The 20164-nt window shown below is 68.1% G+C and carries 18 protein-coding genes and 1 pseudogene; 7 read left to right on the top strand and 12 right to left on the bottom strand.

The window, feature by feature from the left end:
- Positions 1 to 50 precede the first annotated feature (50 nt).
- Positions 51 to 653 (bottom strand): TetR/AcrR family transcriptional regulator, encoded by a 603-nt coding sequence (locus ACGFSB_RS28880; RefSeq protein WP_393405249.1) that lies wholly within the window; start codon positions 651 to 653, stop codon positions 51 to 53.
- 74 nt (positions 654 to 727) lie between these two features.
- Between ACGFSB_RS28880 and ACGFSB_RS28875 the strand changes: the two genes are divergently transcribed.
- Complete coding sequence (locus ACGFSB_RS28875) at positions 728 to 1567, top strand: class I SAM-dependent methyltransferase (protein ID WP_393405246.1); 840 nt, start codon at positions 728 to 730, stop codon at positions 1565 to 1567.
- 18 nt (positions 1568 to 1585) lie between these two features.
- Here the strand turns inward: ACGFSB_RS28875 and ACGFSB_RS28870 are convergent, their stop codons facing one another.
- The 4 genes from ACGFSB_RS28870 to ACGFSB_RS28855 all read right to left on the bottom strand — a co-directional run bounded on the left by ACGFSB_RS28870 (position 1586) and on the right by ACGFSB_RS28855 (position 5207).
- On the bottom strand, positions 1586 to 2269 hold the full coding sequence (locus ACGFSB_RS28870; RefSeq protein WP_393405244.1) for a GNAT family N-acetyltransferase: 684 nt from the start codon (positions 2267 to 2269) through the stop codon (positions 1586 to 1588).
- Positions 2266 to 3129, bottom strand: coding sequence for a class I SAM-dependent methyltransferase (locus ACGFSB_RS28865; RefSeq protein ID WP_393405242.1), 864 nt, complete (start codon positions 3127 to 3129; stop codon positions 2266 to 2268). Before ACGFSB_RS28865 ends, ACGFSB_RS28870 begins: the two co-directional genes overlap by 4 nt.
- 62 nt (positions 3130 to 3191) lie before the next feature.
- Positions 3192 to 4493: an MFS transporter gene (locus tag ACGFSB_RS28860; protein ID WP_393405240.1), complete on the bottom strand. Its 1302-nt coding sequence runs from the start codon at positions 4491 to 4493 to the stop codon at positions 3192 to 3194.
- A 45-nt stretch (positions 4494 to 4538) separates the two neighbouring features.
- Entirely contained in the window at positions 4539 to 5207 is a 669-nt protein-coding gene (locus ACGFSB_RS28855) for a haloacid dehalogenase type II (RefSeq protein WP_393405237.1), read from the bottom strand.
- A gap of 266 nt (positions 5208 to 5473) precedes the next feature.
- Between ACGFSB_RS28855 and ACGFSB_RS28850 the strand changes: the two genes are divergently transcribed.
- Positions 5474 to 6970, top strand: a complete 1497-nt coding sequence (locus ACGFSB_RS28850; protein WP_393405234.1) for a carotenoid oxygenase family protein — start codon at positions 5474 to 5476, stop codon at positions 6968 to 6970.
- Positions 6971 to 6996: 26 nt separating this feature from the next.
- On the opposite strand, the gene ACGFSB_RS28845 is transcribed toward ACGFSB_RS28850, so the two are convergent.
- Complete coding sequence (locus ACGFSB_RS28845) at positions 6997 to 8133, bottom strand: LCP family protein (protein ID WP_393405231.1); 1137 nt, start codon at positions 8131 to 8133, stop codon at positions 6997 to 6999.
- A 29-nt stretch (positions 8134 to 8162) separates the two neighbouring features.
- Entirely contained in the window at positions 8163 to 8681 is a 519-nt protein-coding gene (locus tag ACGFSB_RS28840) for a transglycosylase SLT domain-containing protein (protein WP_393405228.1), read from the bottom strand.
- Between the two features lie 405 nt (positions 8682 to 9086).
- Between ACGFSB_RS28840 and thpR the strand changes: the two genes are divergently transcribed.
- The gene (gene thpR / locus ACGFSB_RS28835) at positions 9087 to 9671 is read left to right on the top strand and encodes an RNA 2',3'-cyclic phosphodiesterase (protein WP_393405225.1); all 585 of its coding nucleotides are present in this window, start codon (positions 9087 to 9089) and stop codon (positions 9669 to 9671) included.
- Positions 9672 to 9685: 14 nt separating this feature from the next.
- On the opposite strand, the gene ACGFSB_RS28830 is transcribed toward thpR, so the two are convergent.
- The 5 genes and pseudogenes from ACGFSB_RS28830 to ACGFSB_RS28810 all read right to left on the bottom strand — a co-directional run bounded on the left by ACGFSB_RS28830 (position 9686) and on the right by ACGFSB_RS28810 (position 14013).
- Entirely contained in the window at positions 9686 to 9874 is a 189-nt protein-coding gene (locus ACGFSB_RS28830) for a hypothetical protein (RefSeq protein WP_393405222.1), read from the bottom strand.
- 86 nt (positions 9875 to 9960) lie between these two features.
- Complete coding sequence (locus ACGFSB_RS28825) at positions 9961 to 10617, bottom strand: maleylpyruvate isomerase N-terminal domain-containing protein (protein ID WP_393405219.1); 657 nt, start codon at positions 10615 to 10617, stop codon at positions 9961 to 9963.
- Between the two features lie 59 nt (positions 10618 to 10676).
- Positions 10677 to 11279 carry a dihydrofolate reductase family protein gene (locus tag ACGFSB_RS28820; protein WP_393405216.1) on the bottom strand — a complete coding sequence of 201 codons (603 nt, stop codon included), beginning with the start codon at positions 11277 to 11279 and terminating at the stop codon, positions 10677 to 10679.
- Positions 11276 to 12129: pseudogene (locus ACGFSB_RS28815) on the bottom strand (metalloregulator ArsR/SmtB family transcription factor). The gene ACGFSB_RS28820 and the pseudogene ACGFSB_RS28815 overlap by 4 nt, the downstream one beginning before the upstream one ends.
- A gap of 129 nt (positions 12130 to 12258) precedes the next feature.
- A complete protein-coding gene (locus ACGFSB_RS28810; protein WP_393405213.1) occupies positions 12259 to 14013 on the bottom strand; it encodes an alpha-L-fucosidase in 1755 nt (584 codons plus the stop codon).
- 224 nt (positions 14014 to 14237) lie between these two features.
- On the opposite strand from ACGFSB_RS28810, the gene ACGFSB_RS28805 reads away from it, so the two are divergent.
- From ACGFSB_RS28805 to ACGFSB_RS28790, 4 genes are all read left to right on the top strand, one after another.
- Complete coding sequence (locus tag ACGFSB_RS28805) at positions 14238 to 16598, top strand: ATP-binding protein (RefSeq protein WP_393405211.1); 2361 nt, start codon at positions 14238 to 14240, stop codon at positions 16596 to 16598.
- Between the two features lie 101 nt (positions 16599 to 16699).
- Positions 16700 to 17302: a HutD family protein gene (locus ACGFSB_RS28800; protein ID WP_393405208.1), complete on the top strand. Its 603-nt coding sequence runs from the start codon at positions 16700 to 16702 to the stop codon at positions 17300 to 17302.
- Positions 17303 to 17521: 219 nt separating this feature from the next.
- Positions 17522 to 18937: an MFS transporter gene (locus tag ACGFSB_RS28795; protein WP_393405205.1), complete on the top strand. Its 1416-nt coding sequence runs from the start codon at positions 17522 to 17524 to the stop codon at positions 18935 to 18937.
- Positions 18934 to 20157, top strand: a complete 1224-nt coding sequence (locus ACGFSB_RS28790) for an FAD-dependent monooxygenase (protein ID WP_393405203.1) — start codon at positions 18934 to 18936, stop codon at positions 20155 to 20157. The genes ACGFSB_RS28795 and ACGFSB_RS28790 overlap by 4 nt, the downstream gene beginning before the upstream one ends.
- Positions 20158 to 20164 lie beyond the last annotated feature (7 nt).

The following is a 20164-nucleotide window of genomic DNA, read 5'->3' as shown; positions in this document are numbered from 1 at the left end:
TGAGGCGAGAGTTGTGTTCATCGACACGAGCTGTCGACGCTCAGGGGTCGCTAAGCCGGTCGTCGTTGCACGGCGTCCGCGATGGCCGCCGCCACGAGCCTGTTGACGACTGCCTCGGTCGGCGGGCCGGGGTCGCGGTCCGCGAACAGGAGGTGCCCGCCACCGACCAGAGAGAGGGTGAGTGAGTCGATGTCGGCGTCGGCCGCGATGCGGCCGAGGTCACGCTCGTCGGCGAGATAGGCGGAGATCGCGGTCGTGCCCTGGGCGAGGATCGCGATGCCGCCTCCGGGTGTGGCTTGCCGCAGCCGTGCGCGCAGTTCGTCCCGGAAGGTGATGAGCGGAATGATCGCCATCTGAATCGGTCCGAACAGGGTGGTCAGCGCGCCGGTGAGGTTGTCGGCCACGGTGCCGCTGCCGGCGGACTCGCGCAGCGCACTCGCCTGTGTCTCGAGCTGCGCGGCCCGGTCGAGCACGAGGTCGGTGAGGAAAGCGTCGAAGTCGGCGAAGTGCCGGTGCAGGACGCCTTTGGCACAGCCCGCCTCGTCGGTGACGGCCCGGCTTGTCAGCCCGTTCGGCCCGTCGCTCAGAAGCACGCGTTCGGCAGCCTCGAACAACTGCTGCCGCGCGTCGCGAAGGTGCACCCCAGTTGGCACGTGCAGATCCTCTTCTCGTGCATTGGGCCGCTGCCATCTGTCGCCAGTGGGCATGTGCCCACTAGAGTGGGCACATGCCCATACTACCGGGAGAACAACCAGAACCATCCCCGACGGAGCCACACACGGCCCGGCGGATGGCCGAGTCGTTCGGCGTGCACGCGCAACGCTACGACCAGGCCCGGCCCGGCTATCCCGACGCATTGGTGACACGGGTCGCCGCCGGGAGCCCCGGGCCTGACGTGCTCGACGTCGGCTGCGGCACGGGCATCGCAGCCCGCCAGTTCCAGGCCGCCGGCTGCACCGTGCTCGGCGTCGAGCCCGATGCGCGGATGGCCGACTTCGCGCGGGCGCGTGGCCTGGAGGTCGAGGTGGCGGCCTTCGAGGCCTGGCAGCCGGTCGGCAGGACGTACGACGCGGTCATCGCCGCCCAGTCGTGGCACTGGGTGGATCCGGTCAGCGGCGCCGTGAAGGCGGCACAAGTACTGCGTCCAGGGGGACGGCTGGCGATCTTCGGGCACGCGTACGAGCCGCCTGCCGAGGTGGCCGAACCATTCGCCGCCGCCTACCGGCGGACGGCGCCCGACTCTCCGCTCAACGGCCTGGCGGCCCGACGCCCGCTCGATCTCTACCAGGCGGCATACGCGAAGTTCGCTGAACAGATCCGCGGGACCGGACAGTTCGACGATCCCGAACAGTGGCGATTCGACTGGGAGCAGTCCTACACGCGCGACGAGTGGCTGGACCTGCTCCCCACCACCGGCGGCCTCACCCAGCTCCGTCCCGATCAACTGGCCGAGATACTGGACGCGGTCGGGGGCGCCATCGATTCCCTGGGCGGACGCTTCACGATGAAATACACCACCCTGGCCACGACCGCCGTACGCGCCGACACCTCGATTACGTGTGAGTGAAGGGATCGCCTCGCTTGCTCAGTGGCCGCGCAGTGCCTTCCAGTCGTCCTCAAGGATGGAGTACTGGACGATGTCATGCCACACACCGTCCACGTGGCCGTAGTGCCGCAACCGTCCCTCCCGGACCATGCCTGCCTTCTCGATGGCCCGCTGCGCGGCGATGTTGGACGGCATGAATCCCGACCAGACGCGGTGCAGTCCGAGCCGGTCGAAGCCCAGAATGCCCAGCAGGAAGCCGATTTCGACGCTGTGGCCCACGCTGACCCGGTCGGCGCGCAGAGCCAGACCCACCTCTGCGCTGCGGTAGCCGACGCGGACCATCCCGCCCTCGGCCGACTGGTCCTCGACGATCAGCTTCGCCGAGCCGATCAGCTCCCCCGTGGCGATCTCGCTGACGCCGAGGCGGTAGTGCGAGCGAGGAGTCCGACGGGCACCGGCCCTGGCCTGCTCGACCAGGGCCGCGGCCTCGGGGCGGCGAAAGGGAGGCATACCGAACTCACGGGTCGTGCGGGGGTCGCCGAAGATGCCGAGTACGCCCTCGACATCGCTGGGCAGGAACTCCCGCAGTCGCAGCGTGGTGCCTTCGATGAGAACGGAACGGTGCTCCGACATCCGCGGCCGTTCATCGGCCCGCGCCTGGCGCGATTCTCGCGGGGCCCACAGGTGGGTCTGCTCCCGCTCGGCTTCCAGGCGATCCGTCATCGGTTGGCTCCTTGGTGATGTTCTGTCAGACCGAACGACACGCGCGTGACCCAGAGTGGTTTTCGCGCACGGATCGCAGGAAGGAAGTTGGCGAACGGCAGGACCCATCCGCAGAGGAAGCCCCGTCCCCGTGGTTCACGCACCGCTCGCACGGCGGCGATGTTCGGGTGCACCTCGCGCAGCTTCCGCTGTTCCGCCGGTGTCATCCCCCAGAGCATCGGCGGCGGCCGGTATCCGGCGGGGTACTTCCACCGGCCCTGTGCGGTGCGGGCGGCCATCCAGGCAGGCGGGGTGTCGAAGACCAGCTCCGCTCCGGGAAAGCGGGCAGCGCATTCCTCGATGAGCCGGTGAACCACATCCAGCGGGAGGTACATCAGCATTCCCTGGGCGAGGATCAGTACCCCGCGCGAGGCGTCGACCTCGTCCATCCACCGCGCGTCGGTGGCCGAGCAGGACAGGGTGCGGTGGCGTGGCACGTCCGGCAGCAGCCGCTGCCGCAGCGCGGCGACCTCGGGCAGGTCGACGCCGAGCCAGTGCACCCTTCCGTTGTCCACCCGCCAGAACTGCGTCTCCAAGCCCTCGCCGAGCGAGACGACCGTGCCGTCCGGATGGTCCTTGAGGAAACGGTGCACCTCTCGGTCGTAACAGCGTGCCCGTACTGCCATCCCTTGTGCCAAGCCCCAGTTGCCGGTGCCGAACCGTCGTTCAAAGGGGTAGTCGACAGCGTCGATAACCTCGATCGCTTTCGGGTCGAGCAGTGCCGAGCCAGGGTCCTTCGCGGCCAGAGCGCGGTGGTGCAACGTCCATAGCGTCGTCTCGGCGACGCCGTCCAGCTGAGCCTTCCGCTTCTGTCCGTTCATCCGGCGATGGTCACAACCCTGCGGCGGCCCAGCAAGGAGCGTCACTCGTGCGAGCGCATAGATCACTCATTCAGTTGGGATTTCCTCCGTGGAGGCCCCTTTTCGATCACCCTGCCTCCGGAGTCGTCGCCGGGCTCCGTGCGTGGTCCCCGTCCGGCTCGCCAGGCGAACCAGCCGCAAGCGGCCATCAGCGCGGCCGCCACGACGAACGTCGGCCGCGGTCCGGCCCATCCGACCAAGGCTCCGCCCGCGACGGAGCCGACGGCGTTGGCGAGATAGGAGCCGCTGGCGACGACGCCCATGAGCATGCCGATCGACCCCTTGGCCTTGGTCCCCTGGAGCAGCGTGGTGCCGGTCACCGCCTCGAGTCCGTTGCCGTAACCGGTGAACAGCGCGGCAGCCACAAGGACGGCGAGAACGGGGGCGAGCCCCATCACGAGGTGTCCTCCGGCCTGCATCAGGACACCGGCGATGAACACGGCAGCGGATACGTCGAGCCAGCGCACCCGCCCCACCGTCGCGGTGCCGATCAGCGCCCCGAACCCCACCGCGCCCAGGGCCAGTCCGTAGCCGATCCCTGACGAGCCGAGGTCGTCCTGGGCAAGGGCCACCAATGCCGTCCGGTCCAGTGCGGCGCCGAAGGTCACTCCCACCATGCCCACGGTGACGAGGAGTACCTGTAGGTCGTGCCGCAGTTCACGCAGGCCGTTGCGTACGGACTCCGCCATGGACGGCTCATGCTCGCCCTTCCCGTCGGAGGCCGGCGGCGGCATGGGCGGGACGCCGAGCACCATGGCCGCAGAGAGCAGGAACGTGGCGGAGTTGGCGAGCAGCGCGTACTCGTAGCCCCACATCCCCGCGGTGAGACTGCCCGCTGCCGAGCCGACCGCGAAACTGACCGTCAGGATCGCCATCATCACGCCGTTCGCCCGTCCACGCGCCTCGGGTGGCGCGACGCGGGCGACGACGGTCTCAGCGGCCGGCGAAGCCACCGTCGCCGCCGACTCCGCGACGAGGACCATCAGGAGCAGTCCGATGTAATGCAGTCCCGCCGACGCGATCGCGAAGAAGATCAAGCAGGAGATGACATCACAGACCACCATGACCCGGCGGAGATCCACGCGGTCGCTGACAGCCCCCGCGAACATGCCCACAAGGCGGGGTACGACGCGGGCGGCGAACAACCCGCTGACGGCGAGACCCGATTCGGTCTCCGCGTAGATGTGCACCGTCAGGGCGGTGGTGGCAGCCATGTCTCCGGTGAGAGACAGGGCCCTGGAGGCGGCGAAGAGGGGAAAGCGGCTGCGGCGCCACCAGAGATCGTGCGGTGCGCTCTCGTCCATCCGTCCATTGGAGTCGTCCATGCGGTCGTCCATCACCCTGTTCGCGCTGGGAAGAACGGGCCTCCGTCAGATTCCCAGAATATCCAGCACCCCCGCGAGGGAAGTGACCTCGTAGGTGTGAAAAGCCGGTGCTGACGGCTCGTAACCTCTGTTGAGATACACCGTGTTCTGCACGCCGAGGTCGGTTGCTGACTGTAGGTCATAGCGCGGGCTGGACGATACGTGCATCGTCTCCTCCGGTCGGCAGCCCAGCTGTTCGTACATGAACTCGAACGCGCGCAGCCTTGGCTTGTAGGCCCCCGACATCTCCGCCGTGTACACCGCGTGGAACGACGCGCCGAGCTTCGCAACGTTCTGATCGGCGTGTTTGTCCGCGGCATTGGAGACGATGGCGAGAGGGAAATGCTCGGCGAGATTCGCGAGAGGCTCCGGGACATCCGGATGGGGTCCCCATTCAGGGATCGCCGCGAAGATCTTGGCGGGATCGCTCGGCCGGAACTCGACTCCGGTGCTCTTGCAAGCCCGCTCGAAGGCTCGAGTAATGACCTCCTCGTAAGGCCGCCAATCCCCCATCGCTTCATCGAGTTGGTAGCAGCTGAACCGGTGGAGAAAGGCGTCCAGAATCCCGGACGGGGCCACGTCCTCGATCGCGTCTCTGGCAGCGGATCCGATGGCGAAGTCGGTCAGAGTTCCGTACATGTCGAAGGTGATGAACCTGGGGGCAAGGACGCTCAACGGACTCTCCCTGTAGAAGATGACGCTTCATCAGCCGCTACGGCATACCGGAGCAGCCTTGTTCACGGGCCAACCGATACGGCTGACCGGAGATTCCCGTTCCCACGCGCGCACAGCCACGCCGGGAGACCGGGGTGGTGCTGGTGACACCCCAGGTCCGGGTTCCAGGCCTCCTGCCCTGCCGCCTCTACCGGAGCAGGATTTCGTCCTGTCACCGACAACGGACGACCGACACCGGACAACCGACATCAGACAGGGGCGAGACAATGAGCAGTCATACGCGACGGAGGGTCCTGCAAGGCGCGGCGCTCGCGGCGGCGGGCAGTGTGGTCGGCGGGTTCGGGGCCGGTCACTACGCGGCCGCCGCCGCGCGGCCCACGACCGGCGGCAAGGGTTCGCTCCCCTTCCTGGAAGGCGCCTTCGCCCCGGTCACCGAGGAGTTGACGGAGTTCGACCTGTCGGTGACCGGACGGGTCCCGCGCGACCTCGACGGCCGCTATCTGCGCAACGGCCCCAACGCGCTGGGCCTTGAGGACCCGCGGGCGCACCACTGGATGCTGGGCGACGGCATGGTGCACGGCGTCCGGCTGAGGGACGGGCGCGCCGAGTGGTATCGCAACCGGTGGGTGCGCTCCTCGCGGGTGGCGAAGAAGCTGGGTGAGCCCTACCAGGGCGAGGTGCCGCCCGACGACTTCGCGTGCAACACGCACGTGATCCCGTACAAGGGACGCGTCCTGGCGCTGCAGGAGAGCGGACCGCTGCCCTACGAGCTGGACGCCGAGCTGAACACCATGCGCCCCTACGACTTCCGCTCCACGCTCACCGGCGCGTTCACCGCGCACACCAAGTACGACGCGGCGGCCGACGAACTGCACGCGGTGGCGTACTACCCGGCCTGGGACCACGTACGGCACATCATGATCGACCGGACCGGCCGGGTCGCCGCGACCCATCGGATCCCGGTGGCGGACGCGCCGATGATGCACGACTTCGGACTCACCGAGAAGTACGTGGTGATCGTGGACGTCCCCATCACCTTCGACGCGGACGCTGCCGAGTCCGGCGCCGTGGTGCCGTACATCTGGAACGACCGCCATCCGATGCGGATCGGGGTCATGCCACGGGCCGGGGGCACTACCCGCTGGTTCGAGATCGACCCGGTCTACTACTCACACACCCTCAACGCCTACGACCACGGTGACACCGTAGTCCTGGAGTACACCTCCCTGCCCGCCCCGTTCTACGCGGCAGGACGGGGCAACGGCGGCCCCTCCTCGACAGGCACGCCGACCCTCGACCGCTGGGTCATCGACCTGCGCGCCGGCCGCGTGACGAGCACCCGGGTGGACGACCTCCCCCAGGAGTTCCCCCGCATCAACGAATCCCTGGTCTCCCGCCGGCACCGCTACGGGTACGCGGCGAGCGCGGCCGAGATGTGGCGTGCGTACGAGATGGTGGACGGGGTGCCGCCGGACCAGAAGTTCACCAACTGCCTTGTCAAACATGACATGTTGCGTGGCAACAGGCAGGTGCACCGCTTCCCGCGGGGCGCGGCGGCGAGCGAGCCGGTGTTCGTGCCGCGGCGCGGCGCCCGGGACGAGGACGACGGCTACGTCCTGTCCTACGTCCACAACCCCGACCGCGGCGCGTCCGACCTGGTGATCCTCTCCGCGCAGGACTTCACCGGCCGCCCGCTGGCCCGCGTACATCTGCCCGGCCGGGTGCCGCTCGGCTTCCACGGCAGCTGGGTCGCGGACGCGTAGAGAAGCCAGGAGCGGTTGGTGTCCGGTCAGGTGCCCGCCGACACCGGCGAGTCGGTCCTGTCACCCACCGAATCCCGGGTCGCGGACTTCGGGATGGGCTGGTCGTGGCGCAGAGCGCTCCAGACCCGGTGCGACGCCTTGTCGAGCGGCAGGACCCGTCCCGAGTCCTGGGCGTCGTAGGTGACCGGCATCGTCACCATGTTCGTGCGGTCGGGGCTTATGCCCTTCAGGTCCTTGGCCAGACCGAGGAGCTTGTCCGCGGACGCCAGGCCGGAGTCGGCGCTGATGGTCTTGGTCGCGGTGTCCGCCAAGCTGTAGGACTTGGCCGGGCTGCTGAGCGGATCGACGGTGTCCGCGCGGTGGATCAGCGCCTTGATGAACGCCTGCTGGAGCTGGATGCGACCGAGGTCGCTCCCGTCACCCACGCCGTGCCTGGTGCGGACGAGCTCCAGTGCCTGCTTGCCCTTCAGCGTGTGCTTCCCGGCGTTCAGGGAGAGTCCGCTGTTGGCGTCGTTGATGGCCTTGTGGGTGGTGATGTCCACGCCGCCGAGCTCGTCGATGAGCTTCTGGAATCCCTTGAAGTCGACTTCGAGGTAGTGGTCCATGCGGACGCCCGACATCTTCTCGACCGTCTTCACGGTGCATGCGGGTCCGCCCACTTGGTAGGACGAGTTGAACATCGCCTGCTGCGCGCCGGCCGCCGTGCCGCCGTGCGGCTTCGCGCACTGGGGCCGCTCGACCATGGTGTCGCGCGGAATGCTGACGACGGAAGCCTTCTTGTGTGTCTTGTCGACGTGCAGCACCATCGCCGTGTCGGCGCGGGCTCCGCTGATGCCACTGCCGTACTGACCGTGGGTTCCCGCTCGGGAGTCCGATCCGAGCAGGAGGATGTTCATCGAGCCGTTCTGCTGCTCGCCGGGGCGGTCGTGCCCGAGGACGGCGTTCATGTCCGTGCCCTGGATGTTGCCGTTGAGGTGCTGCCAGGCATAGGCCGCTCCCCCACCGCCGATCAGGACAAGCCCCAGGGCGCCCAATGCGGCGTACCGCAGGGTCTTCTTGCGTGGCTTGCGCCGGGAGCCTCGTACCCGCGCGGGCCCGTAGTCGGGCGCTGCGGGGCCGGCGGCCAGGTGCGGCTGCTGCTCGTTCCCGCTCTCGTGCGGCATGTGCTGCCCTTCTTCGTTGACCGGGTTGCTCAGTAGGCGGAGTCGACGTTGTCGATGGAGCCGTACTTGTCGGCGGCGTAGTTGGCAGCCGCGGTGATGTTGGCGACCGGGTCGGTCAGGTTATGGGGGGTGCCGGCCACGTGGTAGGCGTCGAAGGTCGGCTGGATGACCTGGAGCAGCCCCTTGGAGGGGGTGCCGGCCTGCGCGTTGACGTCCCAGCCGTTCTGGGCGTTCGGGTTACCGGCGGACTCGCGCATGATGTTGCGGTGCAGCCCCTCGTAGCTACCGGGGATGCCCTTGTCCTTCATGATGTCGAGGGACTGCTTGATCCAGCCGTCGAGGTTGTCGGAGTACTTCTTGTCGGCCGCGGCGGCGGTCTTGGCCGCCGGGGCGCTCGCCGCGGCAGGCTCGGCGGCGTGGGCGGTCGAGGGCACCAGCGTGAGGGCCGCGGCGGCGGCACCGGCGGTGGCCAGACCGGCGATGGAGATCTTGCGGATCCGGGCGGTGCGTCCGGTGCGGGTCTGGGGCTGCGTCTGCGTAATGGCCATGCGGGGCTGTTCTCCCATGCGATACGAGGTGTGTGTGGGGGGGGCTGGCGCGAATCGGGCGAATCCGCCCGGTTCGGTGTCCGGCTCCCCGGAACTTCAGCAAGGGTTAGCGGTGCATGGAGAGGGACGCAAAGGTGTGACGTACTACCCGGGTACGCAGACGCCCTGGTCAGGCGGCCTCTAAGAGGGCCCCCAAGAGACGCACAGCCCTCAGCGGGCGCCCCGGTGGCACTACTACCGTCGTTAGCATGTGACATGGCTCCTATGGGTGGGCTCACAGTCACAGCGGGGTTTGGCGGGTGCGGGGCACGAGTGAAGAGCACGCGGGAATAGAGCGCGGAGGGAGTGCCGTCAGGTACGGGGCTGACGTCTTTCGCATCATCTGGATGAGGTACGAAGTCTTCTGTGAACGAACAGATTCAGCCCGTGACCGTTCGTGTATTCATCGCTGTCGCCCCGCCCGACGACGCCAAGCAAGAACTGGCGCGGGAGCTTCACCCCGCCTACCAGGCACATCCGCGTATGCGCTGGAACCGCATCGAGGACTGGCACATCACCCTGGCGTTCCTCGGCGAGGTCCCCATCACGGTGATTCCGCTCCTGCGTCCACCGCTCGCGGACCTCGCGGCCGCCGACCGGCCCCTCACGCTGGCGCTGCGCGGTGGTGGGCATTTCGACGAGCGTGTGCTGTGGAGCGGGATCGACGGGGACCTCGAGGAGTTGCGGCTGCTCGCCACCGAGGTGCGTTCCGTGGTCAGGGAGTGCGGTGTCCCGCTCGCGGACCGGCCGTGGCGGCCGCATCTGACACTGGCCCGCGCCCGCCGGGACACCCCCTCATGCGCGGCGGAAGCCGCTGCCGGACTCGCCGGGTTCACCGGTCGCCCGTGGCAGGCCGAGCGTCTGCACCTGGTCGCCAGCAACATCGGCCGCGGTCCGGGGCCGATCCGCTATCGCGACATCGCGTCCTGGCCCTTCGGTTTTCGACGCTGACGAAGGTTTTGGCGCTAACGAAGGACCGCGTACAAGGCCCAGCCGACGAAGAGGGCCAGCACGAGTCCGGCCAGTACTACGGCCCCGACACTGGTCGTCGCGGAACGTTCCTGCTCCGCCTGCTTCTCTTGAAGGAAAGCCTTGGCGTCGGCATCCGTGCGGGTTCGCACCCACTGGCCGTTCTGGCCACCCTGTCCAATCATCGTGTCCCCTCCTCGAAGATCTTCGGGCTTTTGCCCGAAGACGGATGTTCGAAACATCGCGCAGCCGCGCTTCGAGCGATCAGCAATCAGCCGATGACGAACGGGAGTTGCGCCGCCAACTCGCCCAGCTCCGCATTCTCCGCGTCCGTCGGCGCACGCCGTCCGGTCCCGACCAACAACACGTCCTTGTCGGAGAACGACGCGGGGAACGCGACCTGGGCGATCTTCTCCAGCATCTCGCGGGACCGGACGAGCCCCTCCGTGGGCGGCTGTGGAGCGTTCGGGAGGTGGGCGACCAGGTCGAGGTGGTGCAGCGTCCATTCAAGGACGTACGCGGAAAGGAAGTCGCCCGCGGTGAGGACCATGTCCTGGGTGGCGACCGGGAGGCCCGGATCGGCAAGTCCGGCGGCACGGCCGGCGGCGGAACCGACATCGTCCAGGTGGAATGTGAGCAGCCACGTCTCCTCGTACGCGGCTGCCAGCCTCACGGTCAGCGCGTCGAGCGGATCGTCGCCGGTCGGCGGTGTTTCGGCGACGTCCCAGTAGGTGATCGCGTCGTGGGTCGGCGGTGTTTCGGTGGGGGTCACGAGGGTGATCAGGACGTCCTGAGCGTCGACGATCAGATGACACACCAGGTCCCGCACGAGCCAGCCGGCACAACCGGACGGCCGTGCGAAGTCCTCGTCCGAGAGCTCGGCGACCGCCGTGCGCAACGCCGTCCAGGAGCGGGAGAAGAGATCCACGTCGGCAACGCTAGTGCGGTGCCGACGTGGCGGGCAAGCGCATTTGGGGGTGGCGGGGCTCAGCGGATGCGGTCGTAGACAAGAGCCAACGTGCCGTGCTCGCCCGCGGCCTGGCTGACGAGCGCCCACTTCCCCGCGGGCAGGCCGTCGTCGAAGAGGCGCGGTCCGCCGCCGAGGAAGACCGGGAAGATCGTGATCGCCAGACGGTCGACCGCGTCGGCCGCCAGCAGTGCCTTGATGACGCTCGCGCTGGAGAGCACGAGAATGTCTCCGCCCTCGGTCGCCTTGAGGTCAGCGACCACCTCTGCGGTCGGCTTGTCGACGATCGTCGACCGCTCCCACGGCGCCTCACCGAGCGTGGAGGAGAGAACCACCTTGTCGGTGTCGACGAGCCACTTCGCGAAGGCCTCGTCGCGCGGGTCGGCACCCTCCATGCCGATCACGGTGGGCCAGAAGCCGAGAAACCCCTCGGCGTTGACGCGCCCGAGCAGGGCCGTCGTCGCCGGCTCCCAGAGGCCGGCCAGGTGATCGCGGACCACGTCGGTGTGGGCGTACGGCATCACCCAACTCATGTCCTGAGGGTCGCGCGGTCCTGCGTAGTGACCGTCGAGGGAGAGGCTCATGTTGGTGACGACCTTGCGGCCACCGGTCCGCTCTGTCATTTCGTGCTCCTCGTGTCGGTGCTGTCGGTGTCATGCGCCTTCGCCGCGAGGGCCGCCGCGAGCTTGTCGAGGCTCTGACCGAAGCCGATCTCGATGCCTGCGATGAAGTCCGCGGAGTCGACCGTGCTGTCGGTGATCCGCCAGTGGACATCGAGGTCCGTGCCGGTGTCCGTGGGCCGGAGGCCGAGGTCCACGTGGGCGGTGAAAGCGAGGCTGCCGTCGGGAAGCAGCGGGGAGAGCCGGTAGGTGAGGTGCTCACCCGGGCGTACGTCGTCGACGACCCCCTCCGCACGCCCTGCGACCAGGTCGGATCCGTCGGCGTCATCGGCATCGCGGTACTCATGGACGATCCGCCCGCCCGGTCGCGCCTCGAAGAGGAGCTCCGAGACGCGGAGGTCGTCGGGCGTCCACCACCGGGCGAGCAGAGAAGCCTGGGTCAGGTGACTCCAGACCAGCCCTGGGCGCCCCTTCAGCGCCCGGAGGAATCGGAACGAGCGGCCGTCGGCCCACCCCGGCTCCTCGGCGGCGAGCCGCTCGGCCTGGAGGTGAGCCCATAGTGGTCGAAGGTCGCGCGCGGGCCATCGGTGTGGTCCGCGGTGTCCGCGAGCAGGCTGAGCGCGGCCGCCACGTCCCGCAGGGGGGCGGGCCGCAGAGCGTAGACGCGACGCTGGCCGGTGCGCTGGGAGATGACGATGCCTGCGCGCTCAAGGGTCTGCAGGTGCTTGGTCGTCTGCGGCTGGCGCGCATCGGCGAGCTGGGCGAGTACGCCGACCGAGCGGGGCCGCTCGGCCAGCAGGCTCACGAGCCGCCATCGGGCCGGGTCGGCCAGCGCTGCGAGGAGTGCGTCCATGGGGACACGTATTCGTGGTGGCGAATATTCGCGTCAAGGAATATCACGCTACGAATCCATGGACCCACGGATCCATGGATTCGCGGATCCATGGATTCATCGGCCCGACTACGGACTGCGTACTCACGGTCAGTCGCTGCCGACAGGCACGATCAGCAACGAGTCGATACGCAGGCCGAGCTCCTCACCCGCGTGCTCCGGCGCCGCGAGCTTGATGGTCACAGGGGTCACCTGCCTGCCCCGTACGGAGAACGGGCCGATGTCACCGCGGGTCAGGTCCGCGCCCCTTACCAGCCGGGAGTGCCGCCCGACCTGAAGCCGGTAGAGCGCGTCGGGGCGGGCTTCACCTCGTACCGTCATCGACACCCTCTCCGCGCGGTCGGCCGTGATGTAGGCGCTGTGCCGCACCGTGGTCCGGTGGGTGCTGTAGTAGCTGCCACTGTCGGCGTAGCTGTAGCCGTGCTCGAAGTCGGTGGATTCCAGGACGGTCGCCTTGCCGTCGTCACCGAGAGGGACTGTCTTCGCCGGGATGATCCGGAGCTTTCCTCCGAGCTCGGCCTTCACCACGGGAACCACCTTGTCGCGCGGCCGGTCGGGCAGGGTGACGACGAGGTCGTCCCCGTCCCGGTGCCAGGCGAGCCGGTCCGCCGAGCCGTCCTCCCGAACGTCCCGCACGGATGTGGCCAGGCCGGGAAGGCGGAGCTCACCGGACTTGGGCCACCGGGTGACGTGCAGGAACAGGTCGCGGTCGTTGACGGTGACCTCGCCCCACGGCAGGCCGCCGAACCGGGTGGCCGATGCGCCGAGTACGGCGTCGGGATGGCGGCCGAGCCAGTCGCCGATGCCACGCAGGACATCGGCCTCGAACCCCACGACCGAACCGTCGCCCCGCGGGCCGATGTTGAGCAGGTAGTTGCCGCCGCGGGCGCGCACGCCGGTCAGCCCGCCGACGAGGTCCCTGATCTTGCCGGGCAGGTCGTCGCGCTTCTGCCAGCTGCGGTAGCCCCAGGTCTCGTGGTAGATCGACGCGGGTGTCTGCCAGGCGCCGTCGAGTGCCACCGAGGGAATCTCGTTGTCGCCGAGTGTGCGGAAGTCGCCCTTGTTGTTCCACACCCGGCTGTTGATCGCCGCCTTCGGCTGATGCTCGTGGACGATGTCGGCGAACTTCTCGCTCTGAGCGGCGGTGGGCGACGACATGTCGAACCACACCTCGGAGATGTCCCCGTAACGAGTCATCAGCTCACGGAGCTGCTCTTCGATCACCGGTTCCATCGATGCGGGGATCGGATTGTTGTTGTTGCCGTCGAAGTCATGGCCCTGGTGCCAGTCGACGAGTGAGAAGTAGAAGCCGAACTTCAGCCCCTGGCTGCGGCATTCGTCCGCCAGCGCCTTCAACGGATCCTTGCCGTACGGGGTCGCGTCGACGACGTCGTAGCCGGTCGTGGCGGTGTCGAACATGGAGAAGCCGTCGTGATGCTTGCTGGTGATGACGACGTAACGCATCCCCGCCCGCTTCGCGAGCGAACAGATCTCGGCTGGGTCGAACCGGTCGGGCCGGAAGCGCTCGGCCACCTCGAGATACTCCCGCTCGGAGATGTCGGCCCACATCTGAATCTGCTCGCTGTACCCCTTGGTGACCGGCTTGCCCTTCCACACGCCTCCGAGTTCGGAGAAAAGACCCCAGTGGATGAACATCCCGAACTGGAGCTTCTGCCAGGCCGCGAGATCCTTGTCGCCGCTTGGCTCGATCTCACCGGGAATGCCTTGTGTTCGTGGGCCGGTCGTGCGGTCCGCCTGGGTGGCGACCGCTGCGGGAGGGTTTGCCACCCCTACCGCTCCGGCGGCGAGCAGTAGCGCGAGCATGACACCGAGCACCTTGCGCATCACGAATCTCCTCCGCGAATACCGTTGCCGATACATCCGACCTTCCGAGCGCAATCAGACGCCCTACGGGTCACAAGGGAGCCATGAGGGCGGGCTCATCGGATGTTAGATGGCTAACAGCTTCGCGTCACTACCGCGTCATCACCCCAGCACAGTCCATCGTTGAGGCACATCCGCCCCCGCCAGAGCGCTACTCTCGGATGCGTTGCGCGCACGGACCGTAAATGCGGGGGATATATATGGAGTTGGGTTCCTCATGGCGGCGACCCGGGCAGCTACCGGCCGAACTGACCAGCTTTGTCGGGCGCGTCGGTGAACTGGCCGAGGTGCAGCGGCTGTTGGGGCAGGCCCGACTGCTGACGCTTGTCGGCCCTGGCGGCGTCGGCAAGAGCCGGCTCGCGTTGCGGGCCGCCGGCGAAGCCGCTGCGGAGTTCCCCGATGGCGTGCGGTTGGCCGAGCTCTCCGGACTGAAGGGCCCCGAGCTGCTGCCGGGCGTGGTCGCAGAAGCGCTGGGGCTGCCTGCCCAGGCCGGTAAGTCACGGATCGACGAGGTCATCGAGTACGTAGCCGACCGTGAGCTGCTGATCATCCTGGACACCTGCGAACATCTCGTCGATGCCTGCGCCTTGCTGGCCAATCTGCTGCTGTCGCAGGCGCCGCGACTGAAGATCCTGGCCACCAGCAGGCAGGCCCTCGACGTCCCGGGTGAGTACGTGCTGCCCGTGGCGCCCCTGGGGCTGCCTGAAGAGGGCGAGGGGGGTGACGCACTCGAATTGTTCGAGCAGCGTGCGGCGGTGGCGGTTCCCGGCCTCGAACTCACCGACAGCGAGCGCGAGATCGCCTCCGCCCTGTGCCGCCGCCTGGACGGCATTCCGCTGGCCATCGAGCTGACCGCCGTACGACTACGTGCGCTGCCGCTCGAGCAACTGGCCGCCCGGCTCACCGAGAGCTTCGCCCTGCTCGACGGCGGGCGGAAGGCAGTGCTGCTGCGGCATCAGACACTGCGTAACACCATCGGGTGGAGCCATGAACTGTGCTCGCCCGCCGAGCGGTTGCTGTGGGCCCGGCTGTCGGTCTTCGCGGGCATCTTCGATCTCGCGGCGGTGGAGGCCGTATGCACGGACCTTCAACTGCCTACCGGAACAGTGGTCGACCCGCTGATCGGCCTGGTCGACAAGTCGGTGGTGCTCCGGCACGGCAACAGCTATCAGCTTCTGGACACGATCCGCGAGTTCGGTGCCGAATGGCTGGACAGGGTCGAGGAGACCGCCGCCGTCAAGCACCGCATGATCGCGTACTACCGGAGTCGGCTGCAGCACTTTCAGGAACGGTTCTTCAGCTCCGACCAGGCGCCCCTGCACAAGGCACTGCTGCCCGAACGCGAAAATCTGCGCGCGGCTCTGGAGTACGCCCACGCCGACGGTGAACTCCTTCCGGTGGCCGCCGCCATGTGGCCGTACTGGCTGTGCAGCGGGCAGCCCGCCGAGGCATGTCACTGGTTGGACCTGGCACTGGTCCAGCAGCCGGAGGTGTCCACGGAGCGCGTAAGGGCCTTGCAGTGGGCCTCGATGTTCACCGCTCTGCAGGGCGACCAGTCCACCGCGAAACGGCTGGCGGGCGAGATGCGGGAGCAGGCCGAGCAAGTCGCCGATCAGCGATTGATCGCCCTCGCCCAGATGTGTTCCGGTCAGGCGTCGGGGTTTCTCGGCGAGTGCGACGAAGCGGTGGCGGAGCTGGCCCCGGCCTTGGACGAACTGCGCAGGGTCGGCACGGACTTGGACGTCGCTCTGGCGACCATGCGTCTTGGCATGGTGCATGCGCTCGACGGCCGGGCGGATGCGGGCATCGCCATCCTGAGCGACGTGATGCGGCTGGCAGGTGAGAACGACAAGGAGGACAAGGAGGACAACAGCAACGAGGAGAACAGCGAGGAGAGTTACATCCAGGGTTGTGCCTACGGCTATATGACGGTCGCCCATCTGGTCGCCGGGGACATCGACGCGGCCGAGCAGACCGGTCGCCGGTCCGTGGAGCTGCACGACCTCCGCGATGGCGTGCTCAACCTGGGTATCACGCTGGACGCCGTCGCCTGGACGGCCGTCGCCCAAGGACTCCACCACCGCGCCGCCCTGATCTTCGGTGGCGTGGACGCGCCGTTCGACCTGCTCGACCGGCGGCGGGCGCTGGGCAATCCGATGCTGACGCGACTGCACGCGCAGGCACTCGGGGCCGCCGAGGAGGCGCTGGGCAGCGAGGGGCTGGAGCGGCTGCGCCGACAGGGCGCCCGGCTGCCGCGCGAACAACTGGTGGCCTTCGCCCTGTCGCACAGTGACACGCTGCCCGGCATCCCCGCGCAACCCGAGTCCTGCGGAACAAGTGATCTCACCCAGCGGGAACGTGAAGTCGCCGAGCTCGTCGCCAGGGGCATGACGAACAAGGCGATCGCCGAGCAGCTGGTGATCTCCAAAAGGACAGCGGACGCGCACGTGGAGCACATCTTGGCGAAGCTGGGATTCTCCTCCCGGTCGCAGATCGTGGCCTTGGTTTCGGCGGAGAGCCGGCAGGACGCGAACCGGGCCGGATAGTCACCCACCAGCCCTCTCCGCGCCTGGTGGGCGCGTAGGCTGGCTCCGGTCTCGGTGATCATGTGCCTGGGGTGGACGACGGAAGAAGAAGGTGGCGCCAGGTGAGCGGAGACGTTCTGCGCTGGAGTGAATACCGGAACATGCCGTGGAAGAACGGCGGCGGTATGACCAGGGAGGTCGCGTCTGGCGCCGTGCAGGCACCCCTGGCTTCGGGGGAGCCCTCGGACGGCTTCGACTGGCGGGTGAGTATCGCGGACGTGGGCGCGGGAGGCGCCTTCTCCGCCTTTCCCGGGATCGACCGCGTGATCACCCTGGTCGAGGGCGAGGGCATGGTGCTGACCGTGGACGGGATCGCACAGCCGGTCGCGCCGTTGAGCCCCTTCGCCTTCTCCGGCGACGCGGCGACGGACTGCCGCCTTGAGGCGGGCGCGGTGCGCGACATGAATGTGATGACCCGCCGGGGCCGGGCGACGGCACACGTACGGATCGTCGCCGTCACCGCCGCACGGGAGGCGGAGCTGGCGTGCGCCGCGGGCGAGACCCTCCTCGTCCTGGCCGCCACCGAGGGAATCACCGTCAGCGGACCGGACGGGCGGGAGACCGCGCTCGGCCGTCTCGACTGCGCACATCACGAAGGCCCGGGGGCACTGACCCTGCGGGGCGAGGGCACGGTGGCCGGGATCAGGATCGCCGCGGCACGCTGACGGTGCTCGTTCTTGGACGGACCAGCTTGAACGGTTGACGAGGCCCAAGCCGCCCTAGTGCGTGGGCACCAGGACACATCAGTGGCTGGTCCGGGTTCACCAGGGGAAGACGGCGGCGGGGAACGATGCCCGGCGGGGCGCCGGAGGGAAGTGTGGGAGGCGCGCGGATCTCGCGCATTCCCCTTGCCTCGCGGCGTCTGGAGCGATCAACAAGTGGCTATGTCCGAAGCTGTGGTTTCCCCGGTCCGCATCAGGAGACTGGGAATCGGTGCCCTCGGCATCTTGGCACTCGCCCTCGGAGCCCTTCAGTCAGTGGTGGAGCCTGCGCTGCCGCTGCTGCAACGTGAGTTGGGGGTCAGCCCGGCCGAAGGGGCGCTGATCGGCAATACCTTGCTCATCACCGGCGCGGTCGTGACGCCCGTCGCGGGCAAACTCGGCGACCGCTACGGCGGAAAGCGGGTGCTTGTCCGGCTGATGGCTGTGGTCTCGGCCGGTGGTCTGTTGGCCTGCCTGGCGCCGAACCTGCCGGTGTTGTTGGTCGGTCAGGTCTTGCAGGGCGTCATGGTGGGTGCGCTGCCCCTCTCCTTCATCCTGGTGCGCAAACACCTCCCGGCGGGAGAGTCGCAGGTGGCGATCGGGGTGGTCGTCGCGTTGTTCACGGGCGGCAGCATGGTGGGCATGTTGTTTGCCGGGCCGGTCGCGGAAGGACTGTCCTGGCATTGGATGTTCGCGCTGCCGACGATCGCGATCATCGCGATGACATTGGTCGTGACGCGGCTGATGCCGCATGATCCGCCGATCCAAGCGGACAACAGGATCGACTGGCCCGGCGTGGTTCTGCTGAGCGGCACCTTGCTCGCGTTCATGCTCGGGCTAGTGACGGTGACGAGGGACGGCGGTCTGCCGCCACTCGCGATCGGTGCCTTCGCGGTGGTCGTGGCCGCCCTCGCGACCGGATGGGTTGTCGTCGAGCGCCGGGCAGCATCGCCGATGGTCGACTTGCGGATGCTGGCAAAGCCCGCGATGTGGCATTCGTGCGCGCTCACTTTCATCATCACCACCAGCTCCGGGATGGTGCTCTTCCTGCTCCCGCAGCTGTTCGCGACACCGGCCGACGGATACGGCTTCGGAGCAAGCACCACCGACATCGGACTGTTCCTGCTTCCCGGCGCCATAGCCGGGGCGGTGAGCGATTCGGTCGGCGGGATCGCGGCACGGCGTTTCGGTCCGCGTGCCATGGTCATCGTGGGCGGCGTCGTCACGGCGGCCACGATGATCGCCCTGGCATCGCTGCACAGCGCGGAGTGGCAGCTCGCCCTCGCGAAGGTGCTGACCGCGTTCGCCGCGGGCGTCGGTACCACGGCGTTGCTCACCAGCACCGCCACCAGCATCGAGACCAAGGACACCGGCATCGCCACCAGCCTGCTCGTGGTGACACGCGTGATCGGCGTCGCCCTGGGCGCCCAGGCAGCCGGCGCGATCCTCGACGCCGGGGCCGACCCGCTGACGGGCCTGGCGACCGAATCGGCCTTCGCCACAGGTTTCGCCGTCGCCGGCCTCGTCGCCGCGCTGTCACTGCTCGTTGTCCGTATCACCAAAAGCACCAGCATCACCAAAGAAGGAGCCCAGGCATGACGCATAACGGTCTGTCGATCGAAGTGAGTAATACCGCGGAGCGCAAAGTCCTGATCTCCGGGGCCAGCATCTCCGGGCCCGCGCTGGCGTACTGGCTGCACCGGTCGGGATTCGCGGTCACAGTGGTGGAGAAGGCAGGCGCACTGCGCGCCGGTGGATATCCGATCGACATCCGCGGTACCGCGATTGAGGTGGTCCGGCGGATGGGGATACTGACGCGACTGCAGGACGCGCACATCAACTCGCGACGCTGTACTTTCCTCAATGCCGATGGCAGTGAAGTGGCCTCGGTCGACGCGCACGCCGTTGCCGGCAGTGTCGAGGGGCAGGACCTGGAAGTACGTCGTGGGGATCTGGCCGCGGCGCTCTACGCGACAGTTCGCGACGACGTGGAATTCCTGTTCGGCGACTCCATCGACACCCTCTACCAGTCCGAACAGGGGGTCGACGTCACTTTCCACAGTGGGAAACAGCGCACGTACGACCTGGTGGTCGGCGCCGACGGTATGCACTCACATACCCGGGAGTCCCTGTTCGGCCCCGAGGAACAGTTCCACCGCCACCTCGGCTACGGTTTCGCCATATTCACCATGCCGAACACCTTCGCGCTCTCCCACGAGCTCATGATGTGGAACACCCCGGGAAAAGCGGCGGCTCTCTACGCCGTCGGGGACAGCGACGAACTGCACGCCTTCCTGACCTTTCACCAACCGGAACCGCCGTCCGCCGCCCTGCGGAACCCCGACGCCCAGCGGGACCTGGTCGCCACGGCCTTCGCAGGCGCGGGCTGGGAGGTCCCTGGCATGGTCGACGCCATGCGCGACGCGGATGACCTGTTCTTCGACACGGCCGGTCAGATCCGTATGCCCCACTGGTCCAGCGGCCGCGTCGCGCTCGTCGGGGACGCCGCGTACGCGCCCTCGTTCCTCACCGGACAAGGCTCAAGCCTTGCGCTGGCCGGTGCCTACATGCTCGCCAACGCCCTGGCCACGAACCGGGACCATACTGCTGCCTTCGCCGCCTACGAACGCGATGTTCGCGAGTTCGTGGCCATGAATCAGGCACTGGTCGATAACGGTGCAGCCACTCTCTTCCCCACCACAGTGCGGGCCTTGGAGCAACGCAACGCCATGCTGCGTGGCCTCGTCACCATGCCCTCCGCGCCGGCACGACCGGCGCACTCAGCCCTTACGCTGCCCGCATTCGCCCCGGTGCGGTGAGGACCGG

The organism is Streptomyces sp. NPDC048441, assembly GCF_043200235.1.
Lineage (GTDB): Bacteria > Actinomycetota > Actinomycetes > Streptomycetales > Streptomycetaceae > Streptomyces.
The sequence above is the reverse complement of the archived record's forward strand: the minus strand, read 5'-3'. Positions and strand labels throughout refer to the sequence as shown.